General features: G+C 64.1%; 19 protein-coding genes and 1 tRNA gene. 9 read left to right on the plus strand and 11 right to left on the minus strand.

Going from position 1 to position 24,141, the window contains the following annotated elements; genetic code table 11:
* Window positions 1–15: 15 nt before the first annotated feature.
* Together ACFSCT_RS18280 and ACFSCT_RS18285 are read right to left on the minus strand one after the other, a co-directional pair.
* On the minus strand, window positions 16–1,767 hold the full coding sequence (locus tag ACFSCT_RS18280; RefSeq protein ID WP_379145177.1) for an acetolactate synthase 3 large subunit: 1,752 nt from the start codon (window positions 1,765–1,767) through the stop codon (window positions 16–18).
* Window positions 1,768–1,952: 185 nt separating this feature from the next.
* Window positions 1,953–2,777 carry an arginyltransferase gene (locus ACFSCT_RS18285; protein ID WP_379145178.1) on the minus strand — a complete coding sequence of 275 codons (825 nt, stop codon included), beginning with the start codon at window positions 2,775–2,777 and terminating at the stop codon, window positions 1,953–1,955.
* Window positions 2,778–2,958: 181 nt separating this feature from the next.
* On the opposite strand from ACFSCT_RS18285, the gene ACFSCT_RS18290 reads away from it, so the two are divergent.
* Both ACFSCT_RS18290 and ACFSCT_RS18295 read left to right on the plus strand, forming a co-directional pair.
* A complete protein-coding gene (locus ACFSCT_RS18290; protein ID WP_379145179.1) occupies window positions 2,959–5,763 on the plus strand; it encodes a [protein-PII] uridylyltransferase family protein in 2,805 nt (934 codons plus the stop codon).
* Between the two features lie 114 nt (window positions 5,764–5,877).
* Window positions 5,878–7,113, plus strand: a complete 1,236-nt coding sequence (locus tag ACFSCT_RS18295) for a PQQ-dependent sugar dehydrogenase (protein WP_379145181.1) — start codon at window positions 5,878–5,880, stop codon at window positions 7,111–7,113.
* Between the two features lie 371 nt (window positions 7,114–7,484).
* On the opposite strand, the gene ACFSCT_RS18300 is transcribed toward ACFSCT_RS18295, so the two are convergent.
* Both ACFSCT_RS18300 and carA read right to left on the minus strand, forming a co-directional pair.
* Window positions 7,485–9,680 carry a glycosyltransferase gene (locus ACFSCT_RS18300; RefSeq protein ID WP_379145183.1) on the minus strand — a complete coding sequence of 732 codons (2,196 nt, stop codon included), beginning with the start codon at window positions 9,678–9,680 and terminating at the stop codon, window positions 7,485–7,487.
* Between the two features lie 70 nt (window positions 9,681–9,750).
* A complete protein-coding gene (carA, locus tag ACFSCT_RS18305; RefSeq protein ID WP_379145583.1) occupies window positions 9,751–10,941 on the minus strand; it encodes a glutamine-hydrolyzing carbamoyl-phosphate synthase small subunit in 1,191 nt (396 codons plus the stop codon).
* 187 nt (window positions 10,942–11,128) lie between these two features.
* Here carA and ACFSCT_RS18310 point away from each other — a divergent pair, with 187 nt between their 5' ends.
* Both ACFSCT_RS18310 and ACFSCT_RS18315 read left to right on the plus strand, forming a co-directional pair.
* On the plus strand, window positions 11,129–11,587 hold the full coding sequence (locus ACFSCT_RS18310; RefSeq protein WP_379145185.1) for a GatB/YqeY domain-containing protein: 459 nt from the start codon (window positions 11,129–11,131) through the stop codon (window positions 11,585–11,587).
* Window positions 11,588–11,633: 46 nt separating this feature from the next.
* Window positions 11,634–11,843: a DUF3008 family protein gene (locus ACFSCT_RS18315; protein ID WP_379145187.1), complete on the plus strand. Its 210-nt coding sequence runs from the start codon at window positions 11,634–11,636 to the stop codon at window positions 11,841–11,843.
* A gap of 38 nt (window positions 11,844–11,881) precedes the next feature.
* Here ACFSCT_RS18315 and ACFSCT_RS18320 read toward each other — a convergent pair whose 3' ends face one another.
* The 7 genes from ACFSCT_RS18320 to ACFSCT_RS18350 all read right to left on the minus strand — a co-directional run bounded on the left by ACFSCT_RS18320 (window position 11,882) and on the right by ACFSCT_RS18350 (window position 18,960).
* Window positions 11,882–12,373: a DUF2244 domain-containing protein gene (locus ACFSCT_RS18320; RefSeq protein ID WP_379145188.1), complete on the minus strand. Its 492-nt coding sequence runs from the start codon at window positions 12,371–12,373 to the stop codon at window positions 11,882–11,884.
* On the minus strand, window positions 12,363–12,800 hold the full coding sequence (locus tag ACFSCT_RS18325; protein WP_379145190.1) for a bleomycin resistance protein: 438 nt from the start codon (window positions 12,798–12,800) through the stop codon (window positions 12,363–12,365). The genes ACFSCT_RS18320 and ACFSCT_RS18325 overlap by 11 nt, the downstream gene beginning before the upstream one ends.
* A gap of 61 nt (window positions 12,801–12,861) precedes the next feature.
* Window positions 12,862–14,538 carry a cytochrome c oxidase subunit I gene (locus ACFSCT_RS18330; RefSeq protein WP_379145192.1) on the minus strand — a complete coding sequence of 559 codons (1,677 nt, stop codon included), beginning with the start codon at window positions 14,536–14,538 and terminating at the stop codon, window positions 12,862–12,864.
* A gap of 345 nt (window positions 14,539–14,883) precedes the next feature.
* Complete coding sequence (locus ACFSCT_RS18335; RefSeq protein ID WP_379145194.1) at window positions 14,884–15,444, minus strand: c-type cytochrome; 561 nt, start codon at window positions 15,442–15,444, stop codon at window positions 14,884–14,886.
* A 60-nt stretch (window positions 15,445–15,504) separates the two neighbouring features.
* On the minus strand, window positions 15,505–16,149 hold the full coding sequence (lipB, locus tag ACFSCT_RS18340; RefSeq protein ID WP_379145585.1) for a lipoyl(octanoyl) transferase LipB: 645 nt from the start codon (window positions 16,147–16,149) through the stop codon (window positions 15,505–15,507).
* Window positions 16,150–16,180: 31 nt separating this feature from the next.
* Complete coding sequence (locus ACFSCT_RS18345; protein WP_379145196.1) at window positions 16,181–17,020, minus strand: isocitrate lyase/PEP mutase family protein; 840 nt, start codon at window positions 17,018–17,020, stop codon at window positions 16,181–16,183.
* A complete protein-coding gene (locus ACFSCT_RS18350) occupies window positions 17,017–18,960 on the minus strand; it encodes a metallopeptidase domain-containing protein (RefSeq protein WP_379145198.1) in 1,944 nt (647 codons plus the stop codon). The genes ACFSCT_RS18345 and ACFSCT_RS18350 overlap by 4 nt, the downstream gene beginning before the upstream one ends.
* A 252-nt stretch (window positions 18,961–19,212) precedes the next feature.
* Between ACFSCT_RS18350 and ACFSCT_RS18355 the strand changes: the two genes are divergently transcribed.
* The 5 genes from ACFSCT_RS18355 (at window position 19,213) to ACFSCT_RS18375 (ending at window position 24,113) form a co-directional block, all read left to right on the plus strand.
* A tRNA-Leu gene (locus ACFSCT_RS18355) sits at window positions 19,213–19,299 on the plus strand.
* 206 nt (window positions 19,300–19,505) lie between these two features.
* The gene (locus tag ACFSCT_RS18360) at window positions 19,506–20,609 is read left to right on the plus strand and encodes an ABC transporter ATP-binding protein (protein WP_379145201.1); all 1,104 of its coding nucleotides are present in this window, start codon (window positions 19,506–19,508) and stop codon (window positions 20,607–20,609) included.
* 16 nt (window positions 20,610–20,625) lie between these two features.
* Window positions 20,626–21,708, plus strand: coding sequence for an ABC transporter substrate-binding protein (locus ACFSCT_RS18365; RefSeq protein ID WP_379145202.1), 1,083 nt, complete (start codon window positions 20,626–20,628; stop codon window positions 21,706–21,708).
* Window positions 21,709–21,821: 113 nt separating this feature from the next.
* On the plus strand, window positions 21,822–22,940 hold the full coding sequence (locus tag ACFSCT_RS18370; RefSeq protein ID WP_379145203.1) for an ABC transporter substrate-binding protein: 1,119 nt from the start codon (window positions 21,822–21,824) through the stop codon (window positions 22,938–22,940).
* A 93-nt stretch (window positions 22,941–23,033) separates the two neighbouring features.
* Window positions 23,034–24,113: an ABC transporter substrate-binding protein gene (locus ACFSCT_RS18375; RefSeq protein ID WP_379145205.1), complete on the plus strand. Its 1,080-nt coding sequence runs from the start codon at window positions 23,034–23,036 to the stop codon at window positions 24,111–24,113.
* The last annotated feature ends 28 nt before the right edge of the window (window positions 24,114–24,141 follow it).

Raw genomic sequence — 24,141 nt, forward strand, 5'->3', positions numbered from 1 at the left:
CCCCGGTGCCTTGCATCACACCAGAACCGATCCGGCCCCGCCGATCGCGCCCGCGACGGCCGCGTCGCCCAGCAGCATCTCGTTATGCGGCTTGCCCGAGGGGATCATCGGGAAGCAGTTCTCGTGCTTCTCGACCAGGCAGTCGAAAATGACCGGGCCGTCATAATCCAGCATCTCCTGAATCGCGTCATCCAGCTTGGCGGGATCGTCGCAGCGGATGCCCTTGCAGCCGAAGGCCTCGGCCAGCTTGACGAAATCGGGCAGGCTTTCCGACCATGACTGACTGTAACGCTCGCCATGCAGCAACTGCTGCCATTGCCGCACCATGCCCAGACGCTCGTTGTTCAGGATGAACTGCTTGACGGGCGCGCGGAACTGCACCGCCGTGCCCATTTCCTGCATGTTCATCATCCAGCTTGCTTCGCCGGCGACGTTGATCACCAGGGCTTCGGGATGGGCGACCTGAACGCCGATCGAGGCCGGCAGGCCATAGCCCATCGTGCCAAGCCCGCCCGAGGTCATCCAGCGGTTGGGTTCGTCGAAATTCAGGAATTGCGCCGCCCACATCTGATGCTGGCCGACCTCGGTGGTGATATAGCGGTCGCGGTCCCGGGTCAGCGCCTCAAGCCGCTGAAGCGCGTATTGCGGTTTGATGATCTTGTCCGAGTTGCGATAGGCAAGGCAGTTCCGGGCCTTCCAGCCCTCGATCTGCGTCCACCATTGCCGCACCGCCGCCGCGTTCGTCTTGCGTCCGCGCGATTTCCAGATCTTGATCGCATCTTCCAGAACATGGCCCACGTCGCCGACGATGGGCAGATCGACATGCACGACCTTGTTGATCGACGACGGGTCGATGTCGACATGCACCTTGATCGAGCCGGGGCTGAAATCGGCGATCCGCCCGGTGATGCGGTCGTCGAAACGCGCGCCGAGATTGATCATCAGATCACAGCCATGCATGGCCAGATTGGCCTCGTACAGCCCATGCATGCCCAGCATGCCCAGCCAGTTCTTCCCCGACGCCGGATAGGCGCCAAGCCCCATCAGCGTCGAGGTGACGGGAAAGCCGGTCGCGTCCACGAATTCGGTCAGCAACTGGCTGGCGCCGCGACCCGCATTGATCACGCCGCCGCCGGTGTAGAAAATCGGCCGTTCGGCCTTTTCGATCAACTCGACCAGTTGCGTGATCGCGGCGGTGTTGCCCTTGGTCGCGGGCTGATAGCGGATGCTCATCTCTTTCGGGCCCGTATAGGTGCCGGTCGCGAATTGCACATCTTTCGGCAGGTCGATCAACACCGGCCCCGGGCGACCCGTCCGCGCGACGTGAAAGGCGCGGTGGATCGTCTCGGACAGGGTTTCCGTGTCCTTGACCAGCCAGTTATGCTTGGTGCAGGGGCGGGTGATGCCGATCGTGTCACCTTCCTGAAAGGCGTCGGTGCCGATCAGGAAGGTCGGAACCTGACCGGTCAGAACCACGATCGGGATCGAATCCAGCAGCGCGTCGGTAAGGCCGGTCACCGCATTGGTCGCCCCCGGCCCCGAGGTCACCAGAACGACACCGACCTTGCCGGTCGAGCGGGCATAACCCTCGGCCATATGGACGGCGCCCTGTTCATGGCGGACCAGAACGTGCTGAATGTCGTTCTGCTGGAAAATCTCGTCATAGATCGGCAGTACGGCGCCGCCGGGATACCCGAATACGGTATCCACCCCCTGATCCCTCAGGGCTTCGACAACCATCCTTGCGCCGGTCATGGTCCGGGACATCCGCGCCTCCTGTTCGGGCTGATCTGTAATCCGCACGGGCGCCACCGGCCCCATGCTGCGACGCCGCAATCTATGGGGGTGCCGTGACCGGGTCAATGCCGAAATTTCAGTTAAATGACAAAAAAACGGCTATTTTTGTACTAAAGTTACGTTTTGCGATAATCACGGGTAACTTTATTCCAAAATTACCGGCTACCCGGCAAGTGGATTCGCGCCACCTGCTCAACGATGGGATCGACCGACAGCGGGTGCGATTCAGGCGAGTGGCTTTCGATGTCGCCGATATCCTGCCAAACGCCGCCCTTGTAGATATCTAGGGCGCTGAAATTCGCCTTGTATCCCATCTTGCGGCTACCCGGGACCCAATAACCCAGATAGACGAAGGGAAGCCCCGAACTGCGGGCGATTTCGACGTGATCCAGAATGATCTGCGTGCCCAGACTGCGGTCGCGCTGATCGGGGTCGTAGAAGCTGTAGACCAGCGACAACCCGTCATCCAGAATATCGGTCAGGCAGACCGCGATAAGCTCGTTCTGATCGCCTTGGGGGCGCGCGCTGTCCCGATATTCGATGATGCGGGTGCGGACCGGCGATTCCTCGATCATCGCGGCGAATTCGAAAATATCCATATCGGCCATACCGCCATCGGCGTGGCGGCGGTTCAGATAGCGGCGGAAAAGATCGAACTGTTCCTCGGTGGCCCAGGCGCTGGTCGCGGCGCGCTCCAGCGTGGAGTTGCGGCGCAACACCCGGCGCTGCGCCCGGCTGGGGATGAAATCGGCAACCCGGATGCGGGCGGACATGCAGGCCACGCAGGCCTCGCAGCTCGGCCGGTAGAGAACGTTCTGCGAGCGGCGGAAACCCTGGCGGGACAGGGCATTGTTCAACTCGACCGCACCGTCGCCCTGCAAAGCGGTGAACAGCTTCCGCTCGGCCCGCCCGTGCAGATACGGGCACGGTTGCGGGGCCGTGACATAGAATTGCGGCGCGTTGGACAGCGTATGGCGCATTCTTTAGTCCTGAAAGCAGGGGTTGGTCGGGGTCACGTCTCGGTTTCGCCTGAATTTAGACAATCTGGTTCGGCACACCATTTGTGGTCAACCCCCAGTTGCCTCAAGCTGTGCTTTCGGGCAGGTGCGGGGCACGCAACGGGCGGTTGACCGCCCATGCGCAGGGCTTAGGGTGCCAGATATGAGCTTTGCTGACCAGATTTCCCGGCTGCCTGTCGCGATCGACCGCGAGCGCGGCGCCGATGCCGCGGCGCTTTTCCCGGGCGCGGCACCGGCTTTGCGGGATCTGGTCAATGGCGCGGCGGGGTCCAGCCCCTATCTTGCCGGGCTGATCGCACAGGAAAGCGAATGGCTGCCCGCGGGGCTGGAGAATGCCGCAAATCTGGTCGGGGTCGAAACCGACGGGCTGTCCCGGTTGGATCCGGATGCCCTGGGCTCGGCCCTGCGACGGGCCAAGCGCCGGGTGGCGCTGGTCACGGCCTTGGCCGATCTGGGCGGCGTCTGGACGTTGGAGCAGGTGACCGGCGCGTTGACGGACCTTGCCGACCGCGCCACCGATCTGGCGCTGCGGGTGCATCTGGCCGAGGAATATCGCCGCGACAAGCTGCCCCGGGTCGATGCCGATGCGGGCGGTCTGTTCGCGCTGGCCATGGGCAAGATGGGCGCGGGCGAGTTGAACTATTCCTCGGATATCGACCTGATCGTGCTTTACGACGACGCGCTTTATGACGACCCGGCCGAGGCGCGCGCGGCGTTGATCCGGATCACCCGCAAAGCCGCGGCGACGCTTTCGGACATCACCGCCGAGGGTTACGTCTTTCGCACCGACCTGCGGTTGCGCCCCGATGCGGCCGTCACCCCGGTCTGCCTGTCGATGTCGGCGGCCGAGGCCTATTATGAGGCCGAGGGCCGCACATGGGAACGCGCCGCCTATATCAAGGCACGACCCTGTGCCGGTGACCTGAAGGCGGGCGCGCGTTTCCTGACCGCGTTGCGGCCCTTTGTCTGGCGGCGGCATCTGGATTTCGCGGCCATTCAGGATGCCCATGACATGCGGCTGCGCATCCGCGACCACAAGGGCCTGAACCGCAGGCTGGACGTGCCCGGACATGACATGAAACTGGGCGAGGGTGGTATTCGCGAAATCGAGTTCTTCGCCCAGACCCGCCAGCTTATCGCCGGTGGCCGTGATCCGGCGCTGCGGGTACGCGGCACGGTCCCCGCACTTGCCGCACTTGCCGCGCATGACTGGCTGCCCGCCGATGTCGCCGCCGAACTGACCGACCATTACCGGGCGCATCGCGAGGTCGAGCATCGCATCCAGATGGTGAACGACGCCCAGACCCACAAATTGCCCACGACCGAGGAAGGGCTGGCCACCGTCGCCGCGCTGATGGGGGAAACCGATGTGCAGGGCTGGGCCGATGCCCTCAAGGCCCGTCTGGCCCGCGTCGAGGAACTGACCGGCGCGTTCTTCGCGCCCTCGCAGCCCGGGACCGGGCCGGTGCGGCCGCAGCTTTCGGCGGTATCCGAGGCGCTGATCAAGGGGTGGCGGAATTATCCGGCCCTGCGCTCGGAACGCGCGCGGGCGTTGTTTCGCCGGATCGAGCCCGAGCTTCTGACCCGCATGGACCGCGCCGCCCATACTGACGAGGCGCTGCGCCGGTTTGATGCCTTCTTGGCGGGATTGCCGGCCGGGGTGCAGTTGTTTTCGCTTTTCGAGGCCAATCCGCAACTGATCGACCTGATCGTCGACATATTCGCGACCGCCCCCGGGCTTTCCGAATATCTCTCGCGCCACCCGGGCGTGCTGGACGCGGTTCTGGGCGGTGCCTTCTTTTCGCCCTGGCCGGGGCCCGAGGCGCTGCGACAATCTCTTTCCGAAACGCTGGCGGCGCGGCTGATGGCCCCTGACGGCGGTTACGAGCGGGCCTTGGACGAGGCGCGGAAATGGGATCACGAATGGCATTTCCGCATTGGCGTGCATCACCTGCGCGGGCTGGTCGACGCGGCCGAGGCCGCCATTCAATATGCCGATCTGGCTGATGCGGTTCTTGGCGCGCTGTTCCCCATGGTCGCCGATGAATTCGCCCGCCGCCACGGGGCGCCCCCCGGACGCGGTGCGGTCTTGCTGGGGATGGGCTCGCTTGGCGCGCGACAGCTTAACGCGGAATCCGACCTTGACCTGATCATGATCTATGACGCGGCGGGCGAGGAAAGCTCGGACGGGTCAAGGCCGCTGGCGCCGCGTCCCTATTACGCCCGGCTGACGCAGGCCATGGTCACGGCGCTGACCGCGCTGATGCCCGAGGGGCGGCTCTACGAGGTCGATATGCGTCTGCGGCCCTCGGGGCGCGGCGGGCCGGTCGCGACCTCGATCCAGTCGTTCCGGGATTATCAGCTGACTGAGGCATGGACCTGGGAGCATCTGGCGCTGACCCGCGCAAGGGTGGTCGCGCTATGCGGCACGGGCGGTACCGAACTGGCCGCCGAAGTCGAAGCGATCCGGCAGGAGGTGCTGCGCACACGCGGCGACGATCCCCGGATTCTGCCGGATCTGGCCGAAATGCGCGAGCGCATCTTTGCGGCCAAGCGCATTGACGGCGCGTGGGAGGCCAAGGTCGGCCCGGGACGTTTGCAGGACATCGAACTGCTCGCCCAAAGTTTTGCGTTGCGCGCGGGTTCGGGCGCACGCGGCACCCGGCAGCAGATCGCGGCGGGCCAGCGCGCCGGGCTGATCGACCGCGACAAGGGCGAGGCGCTGGCGCAGGCGCTGCGGCTTTTGTGGCGGCTTCAGGCCGGCACCCGTCTTCTGACCGAACGTCCTTTGGACATGGAGGCGATCGGCCCCGGCGGTCAGGCGTTTCTGCTGCGCGAAACCGGATTCGACGATCTGGACGGGCTGGCCGCGCGTCTGACCGAGGTCACGGGTCGCGCGGCGGGGATCATCGACGCGGAACTGGGCACGGCGGCGACCCCGGTCTGATGGACGAACGTCTGACGGGCGATCACGACCGCGCGAGCAGGCCGGACCCGAACCGCGCCCCGACGGGTTGGGTTTGGTGACATCCCGACAACCCAAACCCAAAGGATTTTCCCGATGTTCCTGTTCCGCGCCCTGCCGATTGCGCTGATGGCCACCGCCGTGCCGGTTGCCATTTTCGCCCTTCCCGCCGCCGCCCAAGAGACCGCGCGTCCCTCGGCCGAAACCCAGGCGCCGAACGCGGAATATAAGCCCGCCTTCCCGGGGCAGACCCGCGCGCCGCTGCCCGCCCGTCCCACCGAGATCAGGCAAGAGGTCATCGCCAAGGACCTGCCGCAGCTTTGGGCGATGGAGTTTCTGCCCGATGGCCGGATGCTGGTCACCGCCAAGGCCGGCGCGATGCATATCATCACGCCCGACGGGCAGATCGGCCCCGAAATCGCCGGTGTGCCGAAGGTTTCGCAAGCGGGGCAGGGCGGGTTGCTCGACGTGGCGCTGGCGCCGGATTTTGAACAGTCCGGGCAGATCTACTTCAGCTTCGCCGAGCCGCGCGACGGCGGCAACGGCACCTCGGTCGCGCGGGGCAGGCTGGTGCAGGACGATGCCGGCGGGGGTAAGCTGGAGGATGTGGCGGTGATCTTCCGCCAGATGCCGACCTATGACGGCGACAAGCATTTCGGGTCGCGGCTGGTGTTCGCGCCGGATGGCAATCTGTTCGTGACGGTCGGGGAAAGGTCGGACCAACAGACGCGCGTTCACGCCCAGGATCTGGCAAGCGGGTTCGGCAAGGTGTTCAGATTGCAGCCGGATGGCAAACCGGTGCCCGATAATCCCTTTGTCGGAAATGCCGACCAGCTCCCCGAAATCTGGTCGCTGGGTCACCGCAACACCCAGTCGGCCGCGCTGGACGGGCAGGGCAGGCTGTGGGTGGTCGAGCATGGACCGATGGGTGGGGACGAACTGAACCGCCCCGAGGCCGGCAAGAACTATGGCTGGCCCGAGGTGACCTATGGGCTGGAATACAGCGGCGCGAAAATCGGCGACGGCCAGACGGCGATGTCGGGAACCGAACAACCGGTCTATTACTGGGACCCGGTGATCGCGCCCTCGGGGATGGCCTGGTACGACGCCGACGCGATTCCGGAATGGAAAGGCAGCTTCCTGATCGGCGGGCTGGTCAGTCAGGGCGTCGTCGTGGTGCATCTGGCCGACGACAAGGTGGATTGGGAAGAGCGGATCCCGGTCGAGGCCCGCGTGCGCGACGTCAAGGTCGGACCGGACGGCGCGGTCTATGCGGTGACCGAGGCCCGCGGCTCCGGCGGATCGACCATCGTCCGGCTAAGCAAGGGGTGACACGGGGGCGGGCAGAATTATCCCGATGCGTCGCGCGGATCCGCGCCTGAGTCTGCGCGGGTGATCAATACCACTGGCCGGTCAATGATTGGCCGGTTCCCCGTTTGGGGCGCGGAAAGGATGCTCCGGCGATGATTGCGTTTTCGCCGGATTCTGGATTCGGCTTGTGGATCATGCTCATAGCTCATAGCTCATAGCTCATAGCTCATAGCTCGCGGCTCATGGCTCATCGCTCCATGAGGCATGAGTCATGGGGGCGCGTCTGGGGGCCATGCGTCACGGGTCCGCGGCGCTGTGGGGCGGGTCCTGTCGCAAGCTGCGGGTTGGGGCGTGACGCCGGGCGCGACCGGCTTAGCGACAAAGCCCTCCGTTCAGCGGCGCGTATTGATGCTGCCGCGAAGCTCCAGCGTCGGGGCGGGGACCATGGCGGCCACCGGCAGGACCGCGGCGGCCTCATCACCGGCGCCGGACGGCACGGCGATCAAGGCGGGATCGGGGACCGCGCCTGTCATTGCACCCTGCGGCACGCGAAGCGGGATCAGCGCCTCCATCACCGGCGCCGGCGCGGTCGGTTCGGTGCTCTCGGCCTCGTCATAGACGCCGTGTTCGGTCTTGTCCCAATAGAAGGGCTTCGCCACGACCTCATAGATCGCCTTCCAGCCGGCGAGACAGCCCAGCGGAAAATAAAGATGCATCGTCGGCACCCAAGGCAGCAGATGGCGGTGCGCGCGCCCGCGGGTCGCCCATGCCGCCACCACCATGTTCAAAAGCTCCGAGGCGACGAACAGCGTAAACATGAGCGCCACCGCATATCCGCCCAGCAATCCCGCCAAAGGCGCCTGCATCGGGTGGGGCAGGCCAAGCGACAGCACCCAGAAGCTCCACAGCACCGGCGTCAGCAGATATTGGGTGACCGAGGCGAAAAGCTGGACCTGAAGCCCCAGAAAGCGCCGCCAACCCAGATCGCGCCACAGGCCGACCGGGTCGCGCATATGCACCCCCCAGGTCATCACAAACCCCTTCAGCCAGCGAGAACGCTGCTTGATCCACGGCAGCGTCCGGCAGTTGGCCTCTTCCAGGGTGACGGTGTCGATGATCTCGGTCCGCCAGCCGCGCCGGACCAGACGAACGCCCAGATCGGCATCCTCGGTCACGTTCCAGGCGTCCCAGGCGCCGACCTTTTCAAGCGCGTCACGGCGAAAGAACAGGGTCGTGCCCCCCAAAGGCACCACCAGCCCCATCCGCGCCAGTCCCGGCAGATAAGACCGGAACCACGCCGCGTATTCCATGGTGAAGCAGCGCGCCAGCCAGTTTGTGCGCGGATTATAGTAGTCCAGAATGCCCTGAAGGCAGGCCACATCGGGCGCGGCCCCGGCAAAACCGGCGGCGACCTTTTGCAATTGCTCGGGCTCGGGCCGGTCCTCGGCGTCCCAGACCCCGATGATCGTGCCGCGGCAGAAATTCAGCGCATAGTTCAGCGCCCGGGGCTTGGTGCGCACGGGCCCATCGGGCACGGTGATGGTTCGGATCCAATGCGGCAACCGGGCCCCGTTCAAAGCCGCGCGCGTGACTAGGTCGGTTTCCTCGATCACGATCAGCACGTCGGTCAGTTCCCGGGGATAGGTCAGCCGCGACAGCCGTGTGACCAGTTTTTCCAGCACGTCGCTTTCGTTGAACATCGGCACCATCACCGAGATCACCGGAAGCTGTGGGGGCCGCGCTTTGGTTCCCGGCGCATCCGCATCCGCATCGCCGGCGGCGCGGCGGTCGCGTTCCCGCCGATCCGACAGTGCCGCGCTGAAGGACATGAGCTTCAGCGCCATGCAAAGGATCAGGGACAGGGTCGCGATCGCGGTCAGCACCGCGAATACCCCGACCGGCGAGATCAGCAGCCCCGCCGCCGCCAGCGCCATCATCGTCACCGCGATGCCGCCGGTCAGCCGCTCATCCCGCGTGCGGCAGCTTTCACGGGCGGGCACGCGGGTTTCGGCCTGACGGATCAGTGCGGTCTGGCGCTGGCGCAGAAGCGATTCGTGTATCTGCCGCTCGGACGCAAGGACCATGCGCAGCCGGCTGAACCCGGACGGCAGCCGGGCGCGGATCTGGGCGAACTCATCGGGGCGGGCGGTGGCGATAAAGGTCACACCGCCGACCCGCCGCCACGGGACGAAGCCGCCGGACAGGCAGACATCGGCCCCGACCTGATCGACAAGCCGCGTATCCGGGGGCGTCGCCTGCAGATCGACCGTCGAGGTGCGCCACTGTCGCGACAGGGCGTGGGCCAGCGCATGCTCGGTAACCCAGCCCTGGGCCAGCAAAATCTCACCCAGACGGACGTTCTGCCGCTGGCGCATCATCACGGCGCGCAGCAGATTGCCGGGATCGACCGCCCCGTCCTCAAGCAGGATTTCACCCAAGGGGCGCTGATCGCGCGGGCCGAAAGTCGCGGCGACGGGGCGATCGGTCGGCCGCGCCAGCCGCGGCCGCATCGGCGCGACGGCGACCGGCACCACCGGCATCTGCGGTTGAATGTCAGCCTTGCGATTCGATTCGGCAGGTCCGGACATGGGCAAAATCCAAAAGGTTGCCCGCCGATCCTGACATCTGATTCGTTAAATCGAGGTTAACGACCCGTCGTCACGCGGTCGGACGATTGCCGCCCGACATGCCCCCCCGACGCGCCCGCATCGCATCGGCGAAGCGGGTGAACAGATAGCCGCTGTCCTGCGGGCCGGGGCTGGCCTCGGGGTGATACTGGACCGAGAACACCGGCCGGTCGGCCACCCGCAACCCGCAGTTCGAGCCGTCGAACAGGCTGATATGGGTCTCGATCACGCCTTCGGGCAGGGTCTGGCTATCGACGGCGAACCCGTGGTTCATCGAGGTGATCTCGACCTTTCCGGTCTCCATGTCGCGGACCGGATGGTTGGCGCCGTGGTGGCCGTGGCCCATTTTCACGGTCTTGGCCCCCAGCGCCAGCGCCAGCATCTGATGGCCAAGGCAGATGCCGAAAATCGGCATGTCGCGCTCCAGCAGCGCCTTGATCATCGGCACGGCATAGGCGCCGGTTGCGGCCGGATCGCCGGGGCCGTTCGACAGGAACACGCCCTCGGGCGCGTGCGCCAGAACCTCTTCGGCGGTGGCGGTTGCGGGCAGCACCGTCACTTCGGCCCCCGACGACGCCAGCGAGCGCAGGATGTTGCGCTTGGCGCCGTAATCCAGCGCCACGACCTTGAACGGTCTGGGCTCGGGGTTCGTGCCGAACTGTCCGGGCCACGCCCACAGCCCTTCGTCCCAGCGATAGGATTGAGTGCAACTGACGTCGCGGGCCAGATCCAGCCCCACAAGACCTTTCCAGCCACGGGCGCGCGCGATCATCGCCTCGATGTCGAAATTCCCCGCGGGATCGTGGGCCAGCACCACATGCGGCGCGCCTTGCTGCCGGATGGCGCGGGTCAGGCGGCGCGTGTCGATGCCGCCGATGCCGATCCGGCCGCGACGCGCCATCCAGTCCTGAAGATCCCCGGTCGCCCGCCAGTTCGACGGGTCGGTCGGATCCCATTTGACCACGATACCGCTGGCCACCGGATCGGCGGCCTCGTCGTCCTGCGCGGTGATGCCGGTGTTGCCGATATGGGGGAAAGTAAAGGTCACGACCTGCGCCGCATAGCTGGGGTCGGTCATGATTTCCTGATAGCCGGTCATCGCGGTGTTGAAGACCAGTTCGGCGACGCATTCCCCGGTGGCGCCGAAACCCTTGCCATAGAAAACCGTGCCGTCGGCAAGCGCGAGACAGGCGGTTGGCTTTGGCGTCGGCGCGGACGACATCGGCATGGCGTTACCCCAAGGTGGCGAAGATCGGCGGGACACTAGTCCCCGGCCCCGGCAGGGTCAAGGTGCCCGGCCCGTGCAAAGGCGGCTCGGGCGGCAGAAATGGAACCCGGACCCCACGGCGCTGGTTGACCCCAAGCGCGGAATCGGCCATCGCCGTGGCGGTCAATTGATAGGAAGCATGATGGAACTGCGCCAACGTATCCTTGCAGACACCAAAGAGGCGATGAAATCCAAGGATTCCGCCCGGCTGTCGACGCTGCGACTGATCACGGCCGCCTTCAAGGACCGCGAGATCGCCGGTCGCGGCGATGGCGGCGGGGATGAGCTGTCATCCTCGGATCTGCTGGATATTCTGGGCAAGATGGTCAAACAGCGTCAGGAATCCGCCCGCGCCTATGAGGAAGGCGGCCGGCTGGAACTGGCCGAGAAAGAGCTGGAGGAAATCCGTATCATTCAGGAATATCTGCCCCGGCAGATGGACAGCGCCGAGGTCGAGGCCGCAGTGTCCGCGGTGATCGCCGATCTTGGCGCCGATAATGTGCGCGACATGGGCCGCGTCATGGCCGAGCTGAAATCGCGCCATCTGGGACAGATGGATTTCGGCGCCGTCGGGCCGCTGGTCCGCGCGCGCCTGATGTAACCGCACGGATGGCCGCTTACGGGCGGCCGGACAAAGGAGGAAGCCGATGCCGGCACGATCCAAAGCCCAGCAGCGGGCGGCAGGGGCGGCGCTTTCCGCCAAGCGCGGAGAAACCAAAGTCAGCGACCTGATTGGCGCCTCTCGCGAGATGTATGACAGCATGACCGAGGCCGAGCTGGAAGAACTCGCCTCGACCGATCTGGACGGATTGCCCGAGCATGTCGAGGACGATCCGCCCAAGAAGGGACGCGGTTAAGGCCCCAGCGGTCTGAATGCGGCGAAAGCGCCGCCGCGCTAGCCGTGGCGCCGCCGTGTCAGTTGCTGTCGTAGTTCCGCCGCAAGCTGGCGCCGTTCCTCGGGCGAGAGGAAGGCGCCGAGTTCCACCGCGCGCTGGCCGTCGGTCAGGGTCAGGTAATCCTCGACCGGGCCGTCGCGCAGATTGACCCGGACCCAATGCGGATTGGCCTGCCAATGCCGATCGGGGCGGCCGGGATCTTTGCGGGTCAGGCTCAGCGCATCTTCGCGGATCACCAGAAGCTCCTGCGTTTGGCCGCCACGGTAACTGTAGCGGATCGCCCACCAAAGCGCCGCGACCGCGATCGCCGCGAACGGCAGCAATCCCCACAGCGCCGGCGTCCCGACCAGCGCCAGCATCGGGATTGCCAGCATGACGGCGGTGATCCCGATCACCCAGACAAATCCGGTGACGGGCAGGGACCTGTGCGGCCACAGGTTCAGGCGGGTGACGGCTGGCCCCGTCCCGCTGTCCTGCCAGCTATAGGGCACGGGCGCGCACGGCCGGACGCCGCCCCAGAGTTTCGGCGAAACGCAGCAGATAACCATCGGGATCGGCGACGATGAACTGCCGCTGGCCGACTTCATCATCCCCGGCCCGATACCATTTTTCCTCGACCGGAAGATACAGCGGATAGCCGGCGGCGTGCAGCGCCTTCAGCAGGGGCGCGAGCGCGGGAACCTCGATCTCAAGGTTCATGCCGCGCCCGAAGGGACGGTCCGTCGGCGTCAGGGTCTTGTCAAAGTTCCGGCCGACCCGCAGCCCGTCGATCATCAGCCGGATATCGCCCAGGGACAGCATGGCGAAATCCTCCTCGGGGCGGTCATAGACCACCTGCCAGCCCAGCAGATCGCAATAGAACCGCTTTGAGGCGGCAAAATCGGTGACGTTCAGTTCGGGGATCATTGTGACAGGCATGAGGGGCCTTTAACGAAAACGGCCCCGGAGTGATCCGGGGCCGAATGCGGTTTTTCGGAACTTAATGTGCGTGGCTGCGGTCCCAATCCTCGCGCTTGGGCAGTTGCTCGAACGTATGTTCGGGCGGCGGCGAGGGAAGCGTCCATTCCAGCGTGTCGGCGTATTCGTTCCAATAGTTGTTCTCGGTCACGCGCTTGCCGAAGAAGATCGTGTAGAAAACGATGCCGATGAAGAACAGGAACGAGGCGAAGGCGATATAGGCGCCAACCGACGAGAACCAGTTCCAGTAGGCGAATTCCACCGGATAGTCGATATAGCGGCGCGGCATGCCCTGACGGCCAAGGAAGTGCTGCGGGAAGAAGATCAGGTTCGACCCGATGAACATCATCCAGAAATGCAGCTTGCCGGCCCATTCCGGGTACTGGCGGCCCGACATCTTGCCGATCCAGAAATAGATCCCGGCGAAGATGGCAAAGACCGCGCCCAGCGACATCACATAGTGGAAGTGCGCCACCACGTAATAGGTGTCATGATAGACCCGGTCCAGCGGCGCCTGCGACAGCACCACGCCGGTCACGCCGCCAACGGTGAACAGGAACAGGAAGCCGAAGGCCCAAAGCATCGGCGTCTTGAACTCGATCGAGCCGCCCCACATCGTCGCGATCCAACTGAACACCTTGATGCCGGTGGGCACCGCGATGGTCATGGTCGCCAGCATGAAGTAGCTTTGCTGGGTCAGCGACAGGCCCACGGTGTACATGTGGTGCGCCCAGACGACGAAGCCCAGAACCCCGATCGCGATCATCGCCAGAACCATCGGCAGATAGCCGAAGATCGGCTTTTTGGCGAAGGTGGCGATCACGGCCGAGATGATGCCGAAGCCCGGAACGATGATGATATAGACCTCGGGGTGGCCGAAGAACCAAAGGATGTGCTGGTAAAGGATCGGGTCACCGCCACCGGCCGGGTCAAAGAAGGCGGTGCCGAAGTTGCGGTCCATCAGCAGCATGGTGATGGCGCCCGCCAGAACCGGCAGAGCCAGCAGGATCAGCCACGCGGTCACGAACACCGACCATGCGAACAGCGGCACCTTGAACAGCGTCATGCCGGGGGCGCGCATGTTCAGGAATGTGGTGATGACGTTGATCGCGCCAAGGATCGACGAGGCGCCAGAGACGTGGATCGCGAAGATCGCCAGATCCATCGAATAGCCATCCTCGACCGTCGACAGCGGCGGATATAGCACCCAGCCCACGCCCGAGCCGCGCTCACCCCCTCCGCCCGGCGCAAAAAGCGAGGCGAGAGCAAGGCAGACACCGGTCACATACAGCCAGTAGGACAGGTTGTTCAGGCGCGGGAAGGCCATGTCCGGCGCGCCGATCTGCAACGGCATGAAATAGTTGCCGAAACCACCGAACAGCGCGGGGATGACGACGAAGAACATCATCAGGACGCCGTGATAGGTGACCACCACGTTCCAAAGATGGCCGTTCGGCGTACAGACCGAGCTTGGATCCGCGATGAAGCGGGTGCCTTCCATGCACATGTACTGGACGCCCGGATATTGCAGTTCCATCCGCATGAAAACGGTGAAACTGACCGAGATCAGACCGACGAGACCGGCCGTAAACAGGTAAAGGATCCCGATGTCCTTGTGGTTCGTTGACATGAACCAGCGGGTGAAGAACCCGCGCTTGTCATGGTGGTCGCCCTGCCCATGAACGGCTGCGTCTGCCATATGCTCGATCTCCTTGACGTTCGGCTGGCCGGCTGGCGACCGGCTGACTCGGTTCATGTTTTACGCCACAATTCCGCGATCGGCAATCCGCCGGTACCCGCGTTGTGGGCCGAATCTGCAACACTTGGCGCTGTTTAGGGGGGCGATGTTAACCGGTTAATCGCGATCCCGTGACGCCCCTGTGGCGGATTGTCGCACCCCCTTGAGTCGGGCGGGCGCCGCCTTGCGCCGCAGGGATCATGAATCGCCAAGCCGTCGGTCTGCGCGCGACGCGCGTCGAGCCGGCCACGCCTGAACCGCCCCGGTCGATGAAATCGGCGGGGCGGCGCTTTTCGGGCTGCCCGATCAGTTCGCGGGGGCCGCAGGAGCAGGGGCGGGGGCCGCAGGAGCAGAGGCAGCAGGGGCCGCGGGAGCAGCAGCCGGCGCGGCCCCTGCACCTGCCGCCGGCGAGTTCTGGGCCAGGAATGCCGCCACATCGGCCTGATTCTTGTTCAGCTTGAAGGTCATCTTGGTCTTCAGCTTGGGGTCGCCCAGCTTTTCCTCGGTGTATTTGTTGGGGTCGGTCATATAGGCCATCAGGTCTTCCTGATTCCAGACCTCGCCCGCCTCGCCAAGCTTCACCAGGGCATCCGAGTATTTGAAGCTTTCGACGCTGCCCGCCTTGCGGCCGACGACGCCGCCCAGATCGGGGCCGGTCTTGCCGCCCTTGACCACGACTGTGCCGTCGGCACCGGTGATCGAGTGGCATGCCTTGCATTTGCGGAATTCTTTTTCACCATTGGTGGCGTCACCTTGGGCCCACGCGGAACCGGCCAGGATCATAAATGCGGCCGATGCGGTGAATAGGGTCTTCATGGCGATGTCCTCTTTTGAACTTGCTTCGTGGTCTTTGTGCCGGACCGGCATGGTCCTGCGGCTGTACCTATCACTGAACCGCTTGACTCAGAAAACAACCCCTAACGCATATCATGGAAAGATTGTTTCAAAGCTGTGGCGCAAGGCCGCATCAAGATCGTGTAACCCGACCGGCAAACCCAGATCGACAAGGCTGGTGACGCCGTGGTCAGATATGCCGCAGGGCACGATGCCCGCATAATGGCTCAGGTCGGGCTCGACGTTGATCGAAATGCCGTGAAAGCTGATCCAGCGGCGCAGCTTGACGCCGATCGCGGCGATCTTGTCCTCGCGCATGGTCCCGTCGGGCAGGGGGGTCTTGTCGGGCCGCTCGATCCAGACGCCGACGCGGCCGTCGCGGATATGACCGCGCAGCCCGAATTCGGCCAGCGCGGCGATGACCCAGTTCTCCAGCGCCTTGACGAAGGCCCGCACGTCGCGGCCGCGCCGGTTCAGGTCCAGCATGACATAGACGACCCGCTGGCCGGGACCGTGATAGGTATATTGCCCGCCGCGCCCGCTGGCATGAACCGGAAAGCGGGCATCAAGCAGATCTTCGGGCCGCGCGCTGGTGCCCGCGGTGTAAAGCGGCGGGTGTTCGACCAGCCAGATCAGTTCCGGCGCCGCGTCGGCGGCAATGGCGGCCACCCGCGCCTCCATGAAGGCGACGGCGTCGCCATAGCCGGTCAGGCCGTCGCTGATCTTCCATTCCACCATGCCGCGCAATGTGACCGCAGCGGCGGCAAGGTCAATCCCCCCTGCGATCCGACATGAGCGCGTCGATGGCGGCGCCGGGCATCGCGCGGGCGGCATAGGAAAAATCACCCTGACCCCTTATCGCGGCGGCGGCGCGCTGCAACTCTCCCATCGCGGCGCGCATCAGGCTGCCGCCGGTGCTGATCCGCCGCGCCCCGGCCGCGGCCAGTTCGTCGATGCGCAGCGCCGCCCCGGACAGGCCCATGAGCACGTTCACCGGCTTGTCCACCGATGCGCAGACCCGGCGGATCGCGTCCGCGTCCGTCAGGCCCGGCGCGAAAAGCACATCGGCACCCGCCTCGGCATAGGCCTGAAGCCGGGCGATGATGTCGGCGAGTTCGGTCTGGCCCCACAGCAGACCATCGGCCCGGGCGGTCAGGACAAAGCCTGCGCCCTTCGCGACCTCGGCCGCCGCCCGCACCCGATCGGCCGCCAGCCCGATTTCAAAGACCGGCGCGGCGGCGTCCTCAGTCACATCCTCGATGGAACCGCCGGCCAGTCCGATCGCGATCGCCTGCCGGATCGTCTCGGCGCAATCCTCGGGCGCGGGGCCGAAGCCGTTCTGCAGATCGGCCGAGACCGGCAGATCGGTCGCGGCGACGATGGCGCGGGCGTTTTCGATGATCGCCTCGCGGGTGATCAGACGGGCCAGATCCTGAAGCCCCGCCGAATAGGCATAGCCGGCGCTGGTCGTCGCCAGCGCCGAAAAACCCATCGGCGCCAGAATCCGCGCCGAACCCGCGTCCCAGACGTTCGGCATCACGAAGATCCGGTCGTGGAGTTTGCGAAACTGCGCGCGTTTGCCGGCCGGGTCGTCAGGATGCGTGGTCATTCTTTCTCCGACAATTTGGTGGCGCGGGTTTTGGTGGTGCGGGTTCGGGGCGGGGCGACCGCCCGCGCATCTTGCGGCGAGCATTCGACGCCCTTGATCGGTGCCACCCGCTTGCTGGCGATCATCAACTGATCCTTGCCGATTCCCATGCGTTCCTCAAGTTCACGCTCGAGCATGCCGATCTGGGCCTTGTCTTCACGGGAATAGGCCATTGCAAGCCTGTCGAGCATTGAGTCGACCAAATCGCGGACCTGCGGGTCCATCGGTTCCCATACATCGGGTGGCAGGATGACACGCACTGCCGGCATCTCTGCATGCTCGATCTCTGCCTTCAACCTGGAAAGGCAGTTTCGGTAAGAATCGTGGAACGTCTGGGGATATTCATAGGCCAGCCCGCGCAGTCGAAAGGAATCGTCCGTGATGCCGAGGCCAACCGATGTTTCGATTTGCAGTTGAAACCGGAAATCCAGACGCCCGGCGCCGGCCCTGTTCCTGACGCGAAGCTCGACATAGCCCTCCATAGCCATCAGATCGTAATCGACCTTGACCATGCCGTCACGTGTGTCGACCCCCAGATCGGGGCGCGGGAACCCGATTGAGTTGAACCAGATATCCGCCGTGCCAGAGCCGGGGTTCAGAATAACGGTGGGGCCACCCCGTTCGCTGATGACACAGCTTGCCAGAGATATTGGCGTAATAGAGGCATCGTTATACCGGATGCGGGCCTCCTGAACGTATTCGGTTTCCCTATACATCCACGTTCCGCTTCGGCACAGCTGGCCATCGAAGTTCTGAAAGCCAATTCTTCGGATACGACTGGACTGATCGCTAACGGTGATGCTGGTTCGTTCACCGGTCGGGACGATACGGACGGTAATATCGTCTCCTTCGGGATCCCATGCTGTGATCTGACACTCTAATTCGTCGCCCATCACATTGCCTAGACGCATCGGCTCATCCAGCCGCATCAGAGCATGCAAGGCAATATGGGACACATAGTCGACCCTGCCCCATGTTGGTGGATCACCTTCTGACGCGCTGAATTGCTTGGTCAGAATCAGATGAGGGCGGATCAGACCCGTGTCCCAGAATCTGGCGCGGCGATACTCCAGGACATAGCGGTTGCGGCCACGTTCGACGATCAGCGCCTTGGGTATCACAGGCGGCCGGCGATTCATGAAGACGCTTCGGCTTAGTATTTTATGCTCCTCGCCTTCCGGCGGAATTCGGGTGGCCGGGCTGCCTCTGATTGCGCCGGCTCGCTTGCCCGTGATCCATCCGCGATCCAGTGCCGAGGCGGCGTTCAGGCTGGGCCCACGCCGTGTCAGACTGGGATGGGGGTCGTCGTTATCCGAGACGTTCGGACCGTCGGGACCTTCGGGTAGCTCCGCGGGTGTGTAGCCATAACCGCCCGGAGAACCCATCACACATAAGGGGTGCCCATATTCCCCGGTCGGGCCGTAGGGATGTCCCAAGCCTATCGTATGTCCAAGTTCGTGCGCGATCGTTTGCCAGGCGCTGTCTCCGAAGACGATTCCGTAATTAAGGCTGCGATCATCGACCATCATATATGAAGCAGCGGCCCGAATCCGGGACTCGAAATTGCCGGAGACCACCACCATGACTGCATCATATTGGCCGAACCACAGGCCTCGCCGGCGGTAGTCACGCACGGCGTAGGTCGCGAGCGTGTGATGCGCCATGTCTCCATCAGAAAATGCCGGTGGTTCGGGGGCATCGTACATCAGCCACTCGTAGACTTGGCCTGTCACAAGCAGATGTCCGTCGCTTTGCCAGGACCAGTAGTTGCTAAGGCCGTCGCTGCGGTCAAAGAAAAGCCGGCGATAATCTGCGGCATTTCCCAAGCCATCAGGAGCCATCTTCGTGCGGTCGCCTTGGGGGTGATACATCAGCAGAACGGCAAGGTTGAAAATTTCCATGACCAGACCTTTCCTTGTAAACAACCGGAAATGGGGATGCGCGGGGGCCGCGTGGTCCGGGCCAGCCCGAACGTGTAGACGCCCGGCACAGCCGCCTTGGGCACAGCCTTATGGTGCTGATCTTCCTCAATCTGCGCCGCTTGGTCATCATTCACTCGCAGTAGCCCGGGCGCGGGAACTTGCCTGCCGCCAAACCGAAAAAACCCCTTTTCAAGGCGCGCGGCCTCGGCTATCAGGCGGTCCTGCCCGGATGCGGTCGTGGCGGAATTGGTAGACGCGCAGCGTTGAGGTCGCTGTTCCTTAACCGGAGTGGAAGTTCGAGTCTTCTCGACCGCACCATTTTTCATCCAGTGGAAAGCAGGCGGACAGCCGAAGCGGTTTCCTGCACGCCGGGCAGGCAGCCCCCGCGCGCCACATGGGCATGTCGCAAACCTGTCATGACACGCCGCAAGCGAACCCTATTGCCGGTTGCAATCGCGTATCAGCTTTGCATAGTCTGAACCTGCGCAAACAACCAAAATCAAAATTACAGGGAGCCAGCGCAATTGACATCCGCCGCCCGCGACGATGGGTTCGTCGTCTTTGATCACGTACAGAAAAGCTATGACGGTCAAACGCTTGTCGTCAAAGACCTGAACCTCTCGATCGGTAAGGGAGAGTTCCTGACCATGCTCGGCCCATCCGGATCGGGCAAGACGACCTGCCTGATGATGCTGGCGGGATTCGAGACCGCCACCCATGGCCAGATCATGCTGGATGGCCGCAACATCAACGATGTGCCGCCGCACAAGCGCGGCATCGGCATGGTGTTTCAGAATTACGCGCTGTTTCCGCATATGACGGTTGGCGAGAATCTCTCGTTTCCGCTGGAAGTGCGCGGCATGTCGAAGGATGAGCGCGCCGCGCGGGTAAAGCGGGCGCTGGACATGGTGCAGATGGGGGCTTTCATCAACCGGCGCCCGGCGCAGCTTTCCGGCGGCCAGCAACAGCGTATCGCACTGGCCCGGGCTCTGGTTTTCGACCCGCAACTGGTGCTGATGGACGAGCCGCTTGGCGCGCTGGACAAACAGTTGCGCGAACATATGCAGTTCGAAATCAAACGCTTGCACGACAATCTTGGCATCACCGTGGTTTATGTCACCCATGATCAGGGCGAGGCGCTGACCATGTCGGACCGGATCGCCGTGTTCAACGACGGCCGCATTCAGCAACTGGCCACCCCGTCCGAGCTGTACGAGCGTCCCGGCAACAGCTTCGTTGCCGGTTTTATCGGTGAAAACAACGCTTTGCCCGGCACTATTGAGCAACTGTCCGAGGGTCGCGCCCTGGTCAAGCTGGTGAATGGCGATGTGATCGACGCAACCCCGGTGAACGTCACCGACGTCGGGCAGCAGACCTTGGTCTCGATCCGGCCCGAGCGGGTCGAGTTCAAGCCCGAGATGATGCCGCCCGGCGCCCATACGGTCGAGGCCGAGGTGCTGGAGCGGGTCTATATGGGCGATATCCTGCGGACGCGGTTGCGTGTCGGCGGCAGCGATGATTTTGTGATGAAATGCCGCAATGCGCTGGGCCAGACCCAGCTGGAGCCCGGCCAGAAGGTGCGCATCGGCTGGCATCCGCAGGATGCGCGGGCCCTCGATCCGATCTGAAACAGGAGAAGTAACCATGAGACGCTTTCTTGTACTGACGACCGCGATTTGCGGCTTTGCCGGCGCCGCCTATGCGCAGGATCAGGCCCTCGACCTGCTGTCATGGGGTGGGGCGTACGGCAAAAGCCACGTGCAGGCCTATGCGCTGCCCTTCGAGGCCGAGACCGGGATCAAGGTCAACGTGTCGGATGCCGACAACCCCGCGACGCCGCTCAAGGCGCAGGTCGAGGCGGGAAACGTGACCACGGATGTGGCGTCGGTTGAATATGCCGATGCGGTGCGGCTGTGCGACGAAGGGCTGCTGGAAAATATCGACGTCGGCATCCTGACCGCAGGCACCGACGGTACCGCCGCGACCGAGGATTTCATCGAAGGCGCGGTGACCGATTGCTTCGTGGCGACGGATGTCTATTCGATGGTCATGGCCTATGACGACAGCAAATTCCCCGACGCCAAGCCCTCGACCCCCGCCGATTTCTTCGACACCGCCAAGTTTCCCGGCAAGCGGACGATGCGCAAGGGCGCCAAGTTCAATCTTGAATACGCCCTGCTGGCCGATGGCGTGCCCGCCGACAAGGTTTATGAAACCCTCGGCACGCCGGAAGGTGTGGATCAGGCATTCGCCAAGCTGGACACGATCAAGAACGACGTGATCTGGTGGGAGGCCGGGGCCCAGCCGCCGCAGCTTCTCGCGGATGGCGAGGTCACCATGGCCTTCGCGTTCAACGGTCGTATCTTCGACGCAGCTACGTCCGAGAAGAAGCCGTTCAAGATCGTCTGGGACGGACAGATTTACGAAATGGAAGGCTGGGTGATCCCCAAAGGCGCGCCGCATCTGGATAACGCGCTGAAATTCGTCGCCTTCTCGACCGGATCCGAACCGCTGGCCCGGGCTGCGGAGTGGATCAGCTACGGTCCGCCGCGCAAATCCTCGGGCAAGCTGGTCGGCAAGTTTCAGGGCGATGACAGCGTCGACATGGCCCCGAACCTGCCGACGTCCGAGGCGAACCTGAAGAACGCGCTTGCCTCGAACCTCGATTTCTGGGTCGACCATGACGCCGAACTGAACGAGCGGTTCAACGCATGGCTGGCCAAATAGGCCTGCGGTAACGACACGGGCGCCGCGCGGCAGGCGCGCGACGCCCGAACCTTGACGCGATACCTGCCCGAACCCGTGCGACGTGCACCGGGACGGCCGAAACCGGAAGCAGAATGATCGTTAGCCCGCCGATATCTCCGATACGTCACACCGCCCTTGCGGCGGCGATCGCATGCGGAATCGGTGGCTTTTCCGGCGCGTCGGCGCAGACGGCCGAGGCGATCACCGTCTATTCCTGGGGCGGCACGTTTTCGGCCGCGCAGGTGCAGGCGCTGAACCAGCCCTTTACCCGTGAAACCGGCATTGCGGTCAAGATGGTGGACGCCGACGATCCGGCGATTCCGCTCTTGGCGCAGGCGACGGCCGGGAACGTGACCATGGACGTGGCCAGCGTGGGCCTTTCCGACGCGCTGCGGCTGTGTGACGAAGGGCTGATCGAACCGCTGGACGATCTGGCCCTTGCCCCCGCACCCGACGGGACGCCTGCGGCGCAGGATTTCATGGACGGCACGCTCAGCGACTGCATGGTGCCGACCGATGTCTATTCGACGGTGCTGGCGATGGACAGCAGCCGGTTCCCCGGCGACAAGCCCGCGACGGCCGCGGATTTCTTCGATATCGAGAAATTTCCCGGCAAGCGCGGCATGCTGAAACAGCCGCGCTTCACGCTGGAACTGGCGTTGCTGGGCGACGGGGTGCCCGCCGATCAGGTCTATGATCTGATGCGCACGCCCGAAGGCGTGGACCGCGCCTTCGCCAAGCTTGACACCATCCGCGACCAGATCATCTGGTGGGACGCGGGCGCCCAGCCGGTCCAGCTTTTGGCCGATAAAGAGGTCAGCCTGACCCAGGCCTACAACGGCCGCATCTTCAACGCCGTGATCGAGGACGGCCTGCCCTTCGCGATCATCTGGGACGGCCAGATCTATGAGTTCGAGGGCTGGGTGATCCCCAAGGGCGCGCCCCATCCTGAAGCCGCGCGCGAATATGTCGTGCGGACGACCTCGGCCCCGGCGCAGGCGCGGTTTTCGGGGATCATCAGCTATGGTCCGACGCGCAAATCAGCCTCGGCGCTGATCGGCATGTACAAGGACGGAAAGAACGCCATGGCGCCGCATTTGCCGACCGCCGAGGTCAACATGAACAACGCGCTTGCCTTCGATGTCGGCTTTTGGGCCGACCACGACGCCGAGTTGGGCGAGCGTTTTGCCGCCTGGCTTGCCAGCGGCTGAAAGAACCGGGGTGACCGGGCGCAAGATCCGGGAAACCCGTAACACGTCTCTGCCGGACCAAACCGGGCGGCGGGGCATAACAGGGAGCTGAAGATGAAGAAGACCCTCATACTGACGACCGCGCTTTGCGGCATGGCGTTCACCGCCAATGCGCAGGACAAGGAAGTCAACGTTGTCTCATGGGGCGGTGCCTATGAGAAATCCCAGGTCGAGGCCTATAACAAGCCGTTCGAGGCCAAGACCGGCATCAAGGTCAACATGATTGCCGCCGACAACCCGGCCACGCCGCTGAAGGCGCAGGTCGAGGCCAATAACATCACCGGCGACGTGTTCGATATCGAGGTCAGCGACGCGATCCGTCTGTGCGACGAAGGCGCGCTTGTGGAAATCAACCCCGCCGATCTGCCCGCCGCGCCCGACGGCACCCCCGCCGCCGAGGATTTCCTTGACGGGGCGCTGCGCGATTGCGCCGTCGCCAACATCTTCTGGGGCACGGTCATCGCCTATGACAAGACCAAGTTCGGGGACAAGGCGCCCAAGACGGCGGCGGATTTCTTTGACACCACGAATTTCCCCGGCAAGCGCGGATTGCCGAAGAACCCCAAGCGGACGCTGTATCTGGCGCTGATCGCCGACGGCGTGCCGCCCGACCAGATCTATGAAAAGCTCGGCACCCCCGAAGGCGTGGATCAGGCATTCGCGAAACTCGACACGATCAAGAAAGACGTTGTCTGGTGGGAGGCCGGCGCCCAGCCGGTGCAGCTTCTGGCCGATGGCGAGGTCACGATGGCGACCGGCTATAACGGCCGCTTCTTCGACGCCATGGTGGCCGAGGGCAAGCCCTTCGAGATCATCTGGGACGGGCAGTACATGGATCTGGACATGTTCGCGATCCCGAAAGGCTCGCCCAACCCGGAAGCGGCGATGGAGTATCTGAAGTTCGCGACCGATACCCAGCAACTGGCGGAACAGGCGAAATACATCGCCTATGGCCCGGCGCGCAAATCCTCGGCCGCGCTGGTCGGGATGTATCAGGACGGCAAGACCGAAATGGCGCCCTATATGCCGACCAACCCCGAATACATGACCACCGCCGTCATGGACGATCCGGAGTTCTGGGCCGACCACGACGCCGAGATGAGCGAGCGTTTCAACGCCTGGCTGGCCAGCTGACCCCGGCCGTCCGATCACGCAAACCGCC

It is taken from the genome of Paracoccus pacificus, from assembly GCF_042680785.1.
Lineage (GTDB): Bacteria > Pseudomonadota > Alphaproteobacteria > Rhodobacterales > Rhodobacteraceae > Paracoccus > Paracoccus pacificus.

What these genes read in the sequence shown, in the direction of transcription:
- ACFSCT_RS18280 (WP_379145177.1), bottom strand. Translation starts at nt 1,767, where the DNA reads ATGTCCCGGACCATGACCGGCGCAAGGATGGTTGTCGAAGCCCTGAGG.
- ACFSCT_RS18285 (WP_379145178.1), bottom strand. Translation starts at nt 2,777, where the DNA reads ATGCGCCATACGCTGTCCAACGCGCCGCAATTCTATGTCACGGCCCCG.
- ACFSCT_RS18290 (WP_379145179.1), top strand. Translation starts at nt 2,959, where the DNA reads ATGAGCTTTGCTGACCAGATTTCCCGGCTGCCTGTCGCGATCGACCGC.
- ACFSCT_RS18295 (WP_379145181.1), top strand. Translation starts at nt 5,878, where the DNA reads ATGTTCCTGTTCCGCGCCCTGCCGATTGCGCTGATGGCCACCGCCGTG.
- ACFSCT_RS18300 (WP_379145183.1), bottom strand. Translation starts at nt 9,680, where the DNA reads ATGTCCGGACCTGCCGAATCGAATCGCAAGGCTGACATTCAACCGCAG.
- carA (WP_379145583.1), bottom strand. Translation starts at nt 10,941, where the DNA reads ATGTCGTCCGCGCCGACGCCAAAGCCAACCGCCTGTCTCGCGCTTGCC.
- ACFSCT_RS18310 (WP_379145185.1), top strand. Translation starts at nt 11,129, where the DNA reads ATGGAACTGCGCCAACGTATCCTTGCAGACACCAAAGAGGCGATGAAA.
- ACFSCT_RS18315 (WP_379145187.1), top strand. Translation starts at nt 11,634, where the DNA reads ATGCCGGCACGATCCAAAGCCCAGCAGCGGGCGGCAGGGGCGGCGCTT.
- ACFSCT_RS18325 (WP_379145190.1), bottom strand. Translation starts at nt 12,800, where the DNA reads ATGCCTGTCACAATGATCCCCGAACTGAACGTCACCGATTTTGCCGCC.
- ACFSCT_RS18330 (WP_379145192.1), bottom strand. Translation starts at nt 14,538, where the DNA reads ATGGCAGACGCAGCCGTTCATGGGCAGGGCGACCACCATGACAAGCGC.
- ACFSCT_RS18335 (WP_379145194.1), bottom strand. Translation starts at nt 15,444, where the DNA reads ATGCCGGTCCGGCACAAAGACCACGAAGCAAGTTCAAAAGAGGACATC.
- lipB (WP_379145585.1), bottom strand. Translation starts at nt 16,149, where the DNA reads ATGGTGGAATGGAAGATCAGCGACGGCCTGACCGGCTATGGCGACGCC.
- ACFSCT_RS18345 (WP_379145196.1), bottom strand. Translation starts at nt 17,020, where the DNA reads ATGACCACGCATCCTGACGACCCGGCCGGCAAACGCGCGCAGTTTCGC.
- ACFSCT_RS18350 (WP_379145198.1), bottom strand. Translation starts at nt 18,960, where the DNA reads ATGGAAATTTTCAACCTTGCCGTTCTGCTGATGTATCACCCCCAAGGC.
- ACFSCT_RS18365 (WP_379145202.1), top strand. Translation starts at nt 20,626, where the DNA reads ATGAGACGCTTTCTTGTACTGACGACCGCGATTTGCGGCTTTGCCGGC.
- ACFSCT_RS18370 (WP_379145203.1), top strand. Translation starts at nt 21,822, where the DNA reads ATGATCGTTAGCCCGCCGATATCTCCGATACGTCACACCGCCCTTGCG.
- ACFSCT_RS18375 (WP_379145205.1), top strand. Translation starts at nt 23,034, where the DNA reads ATGAAGAAGACCCTCATACTGACGACCGCGCTTTGCGGCATGGCGTTC.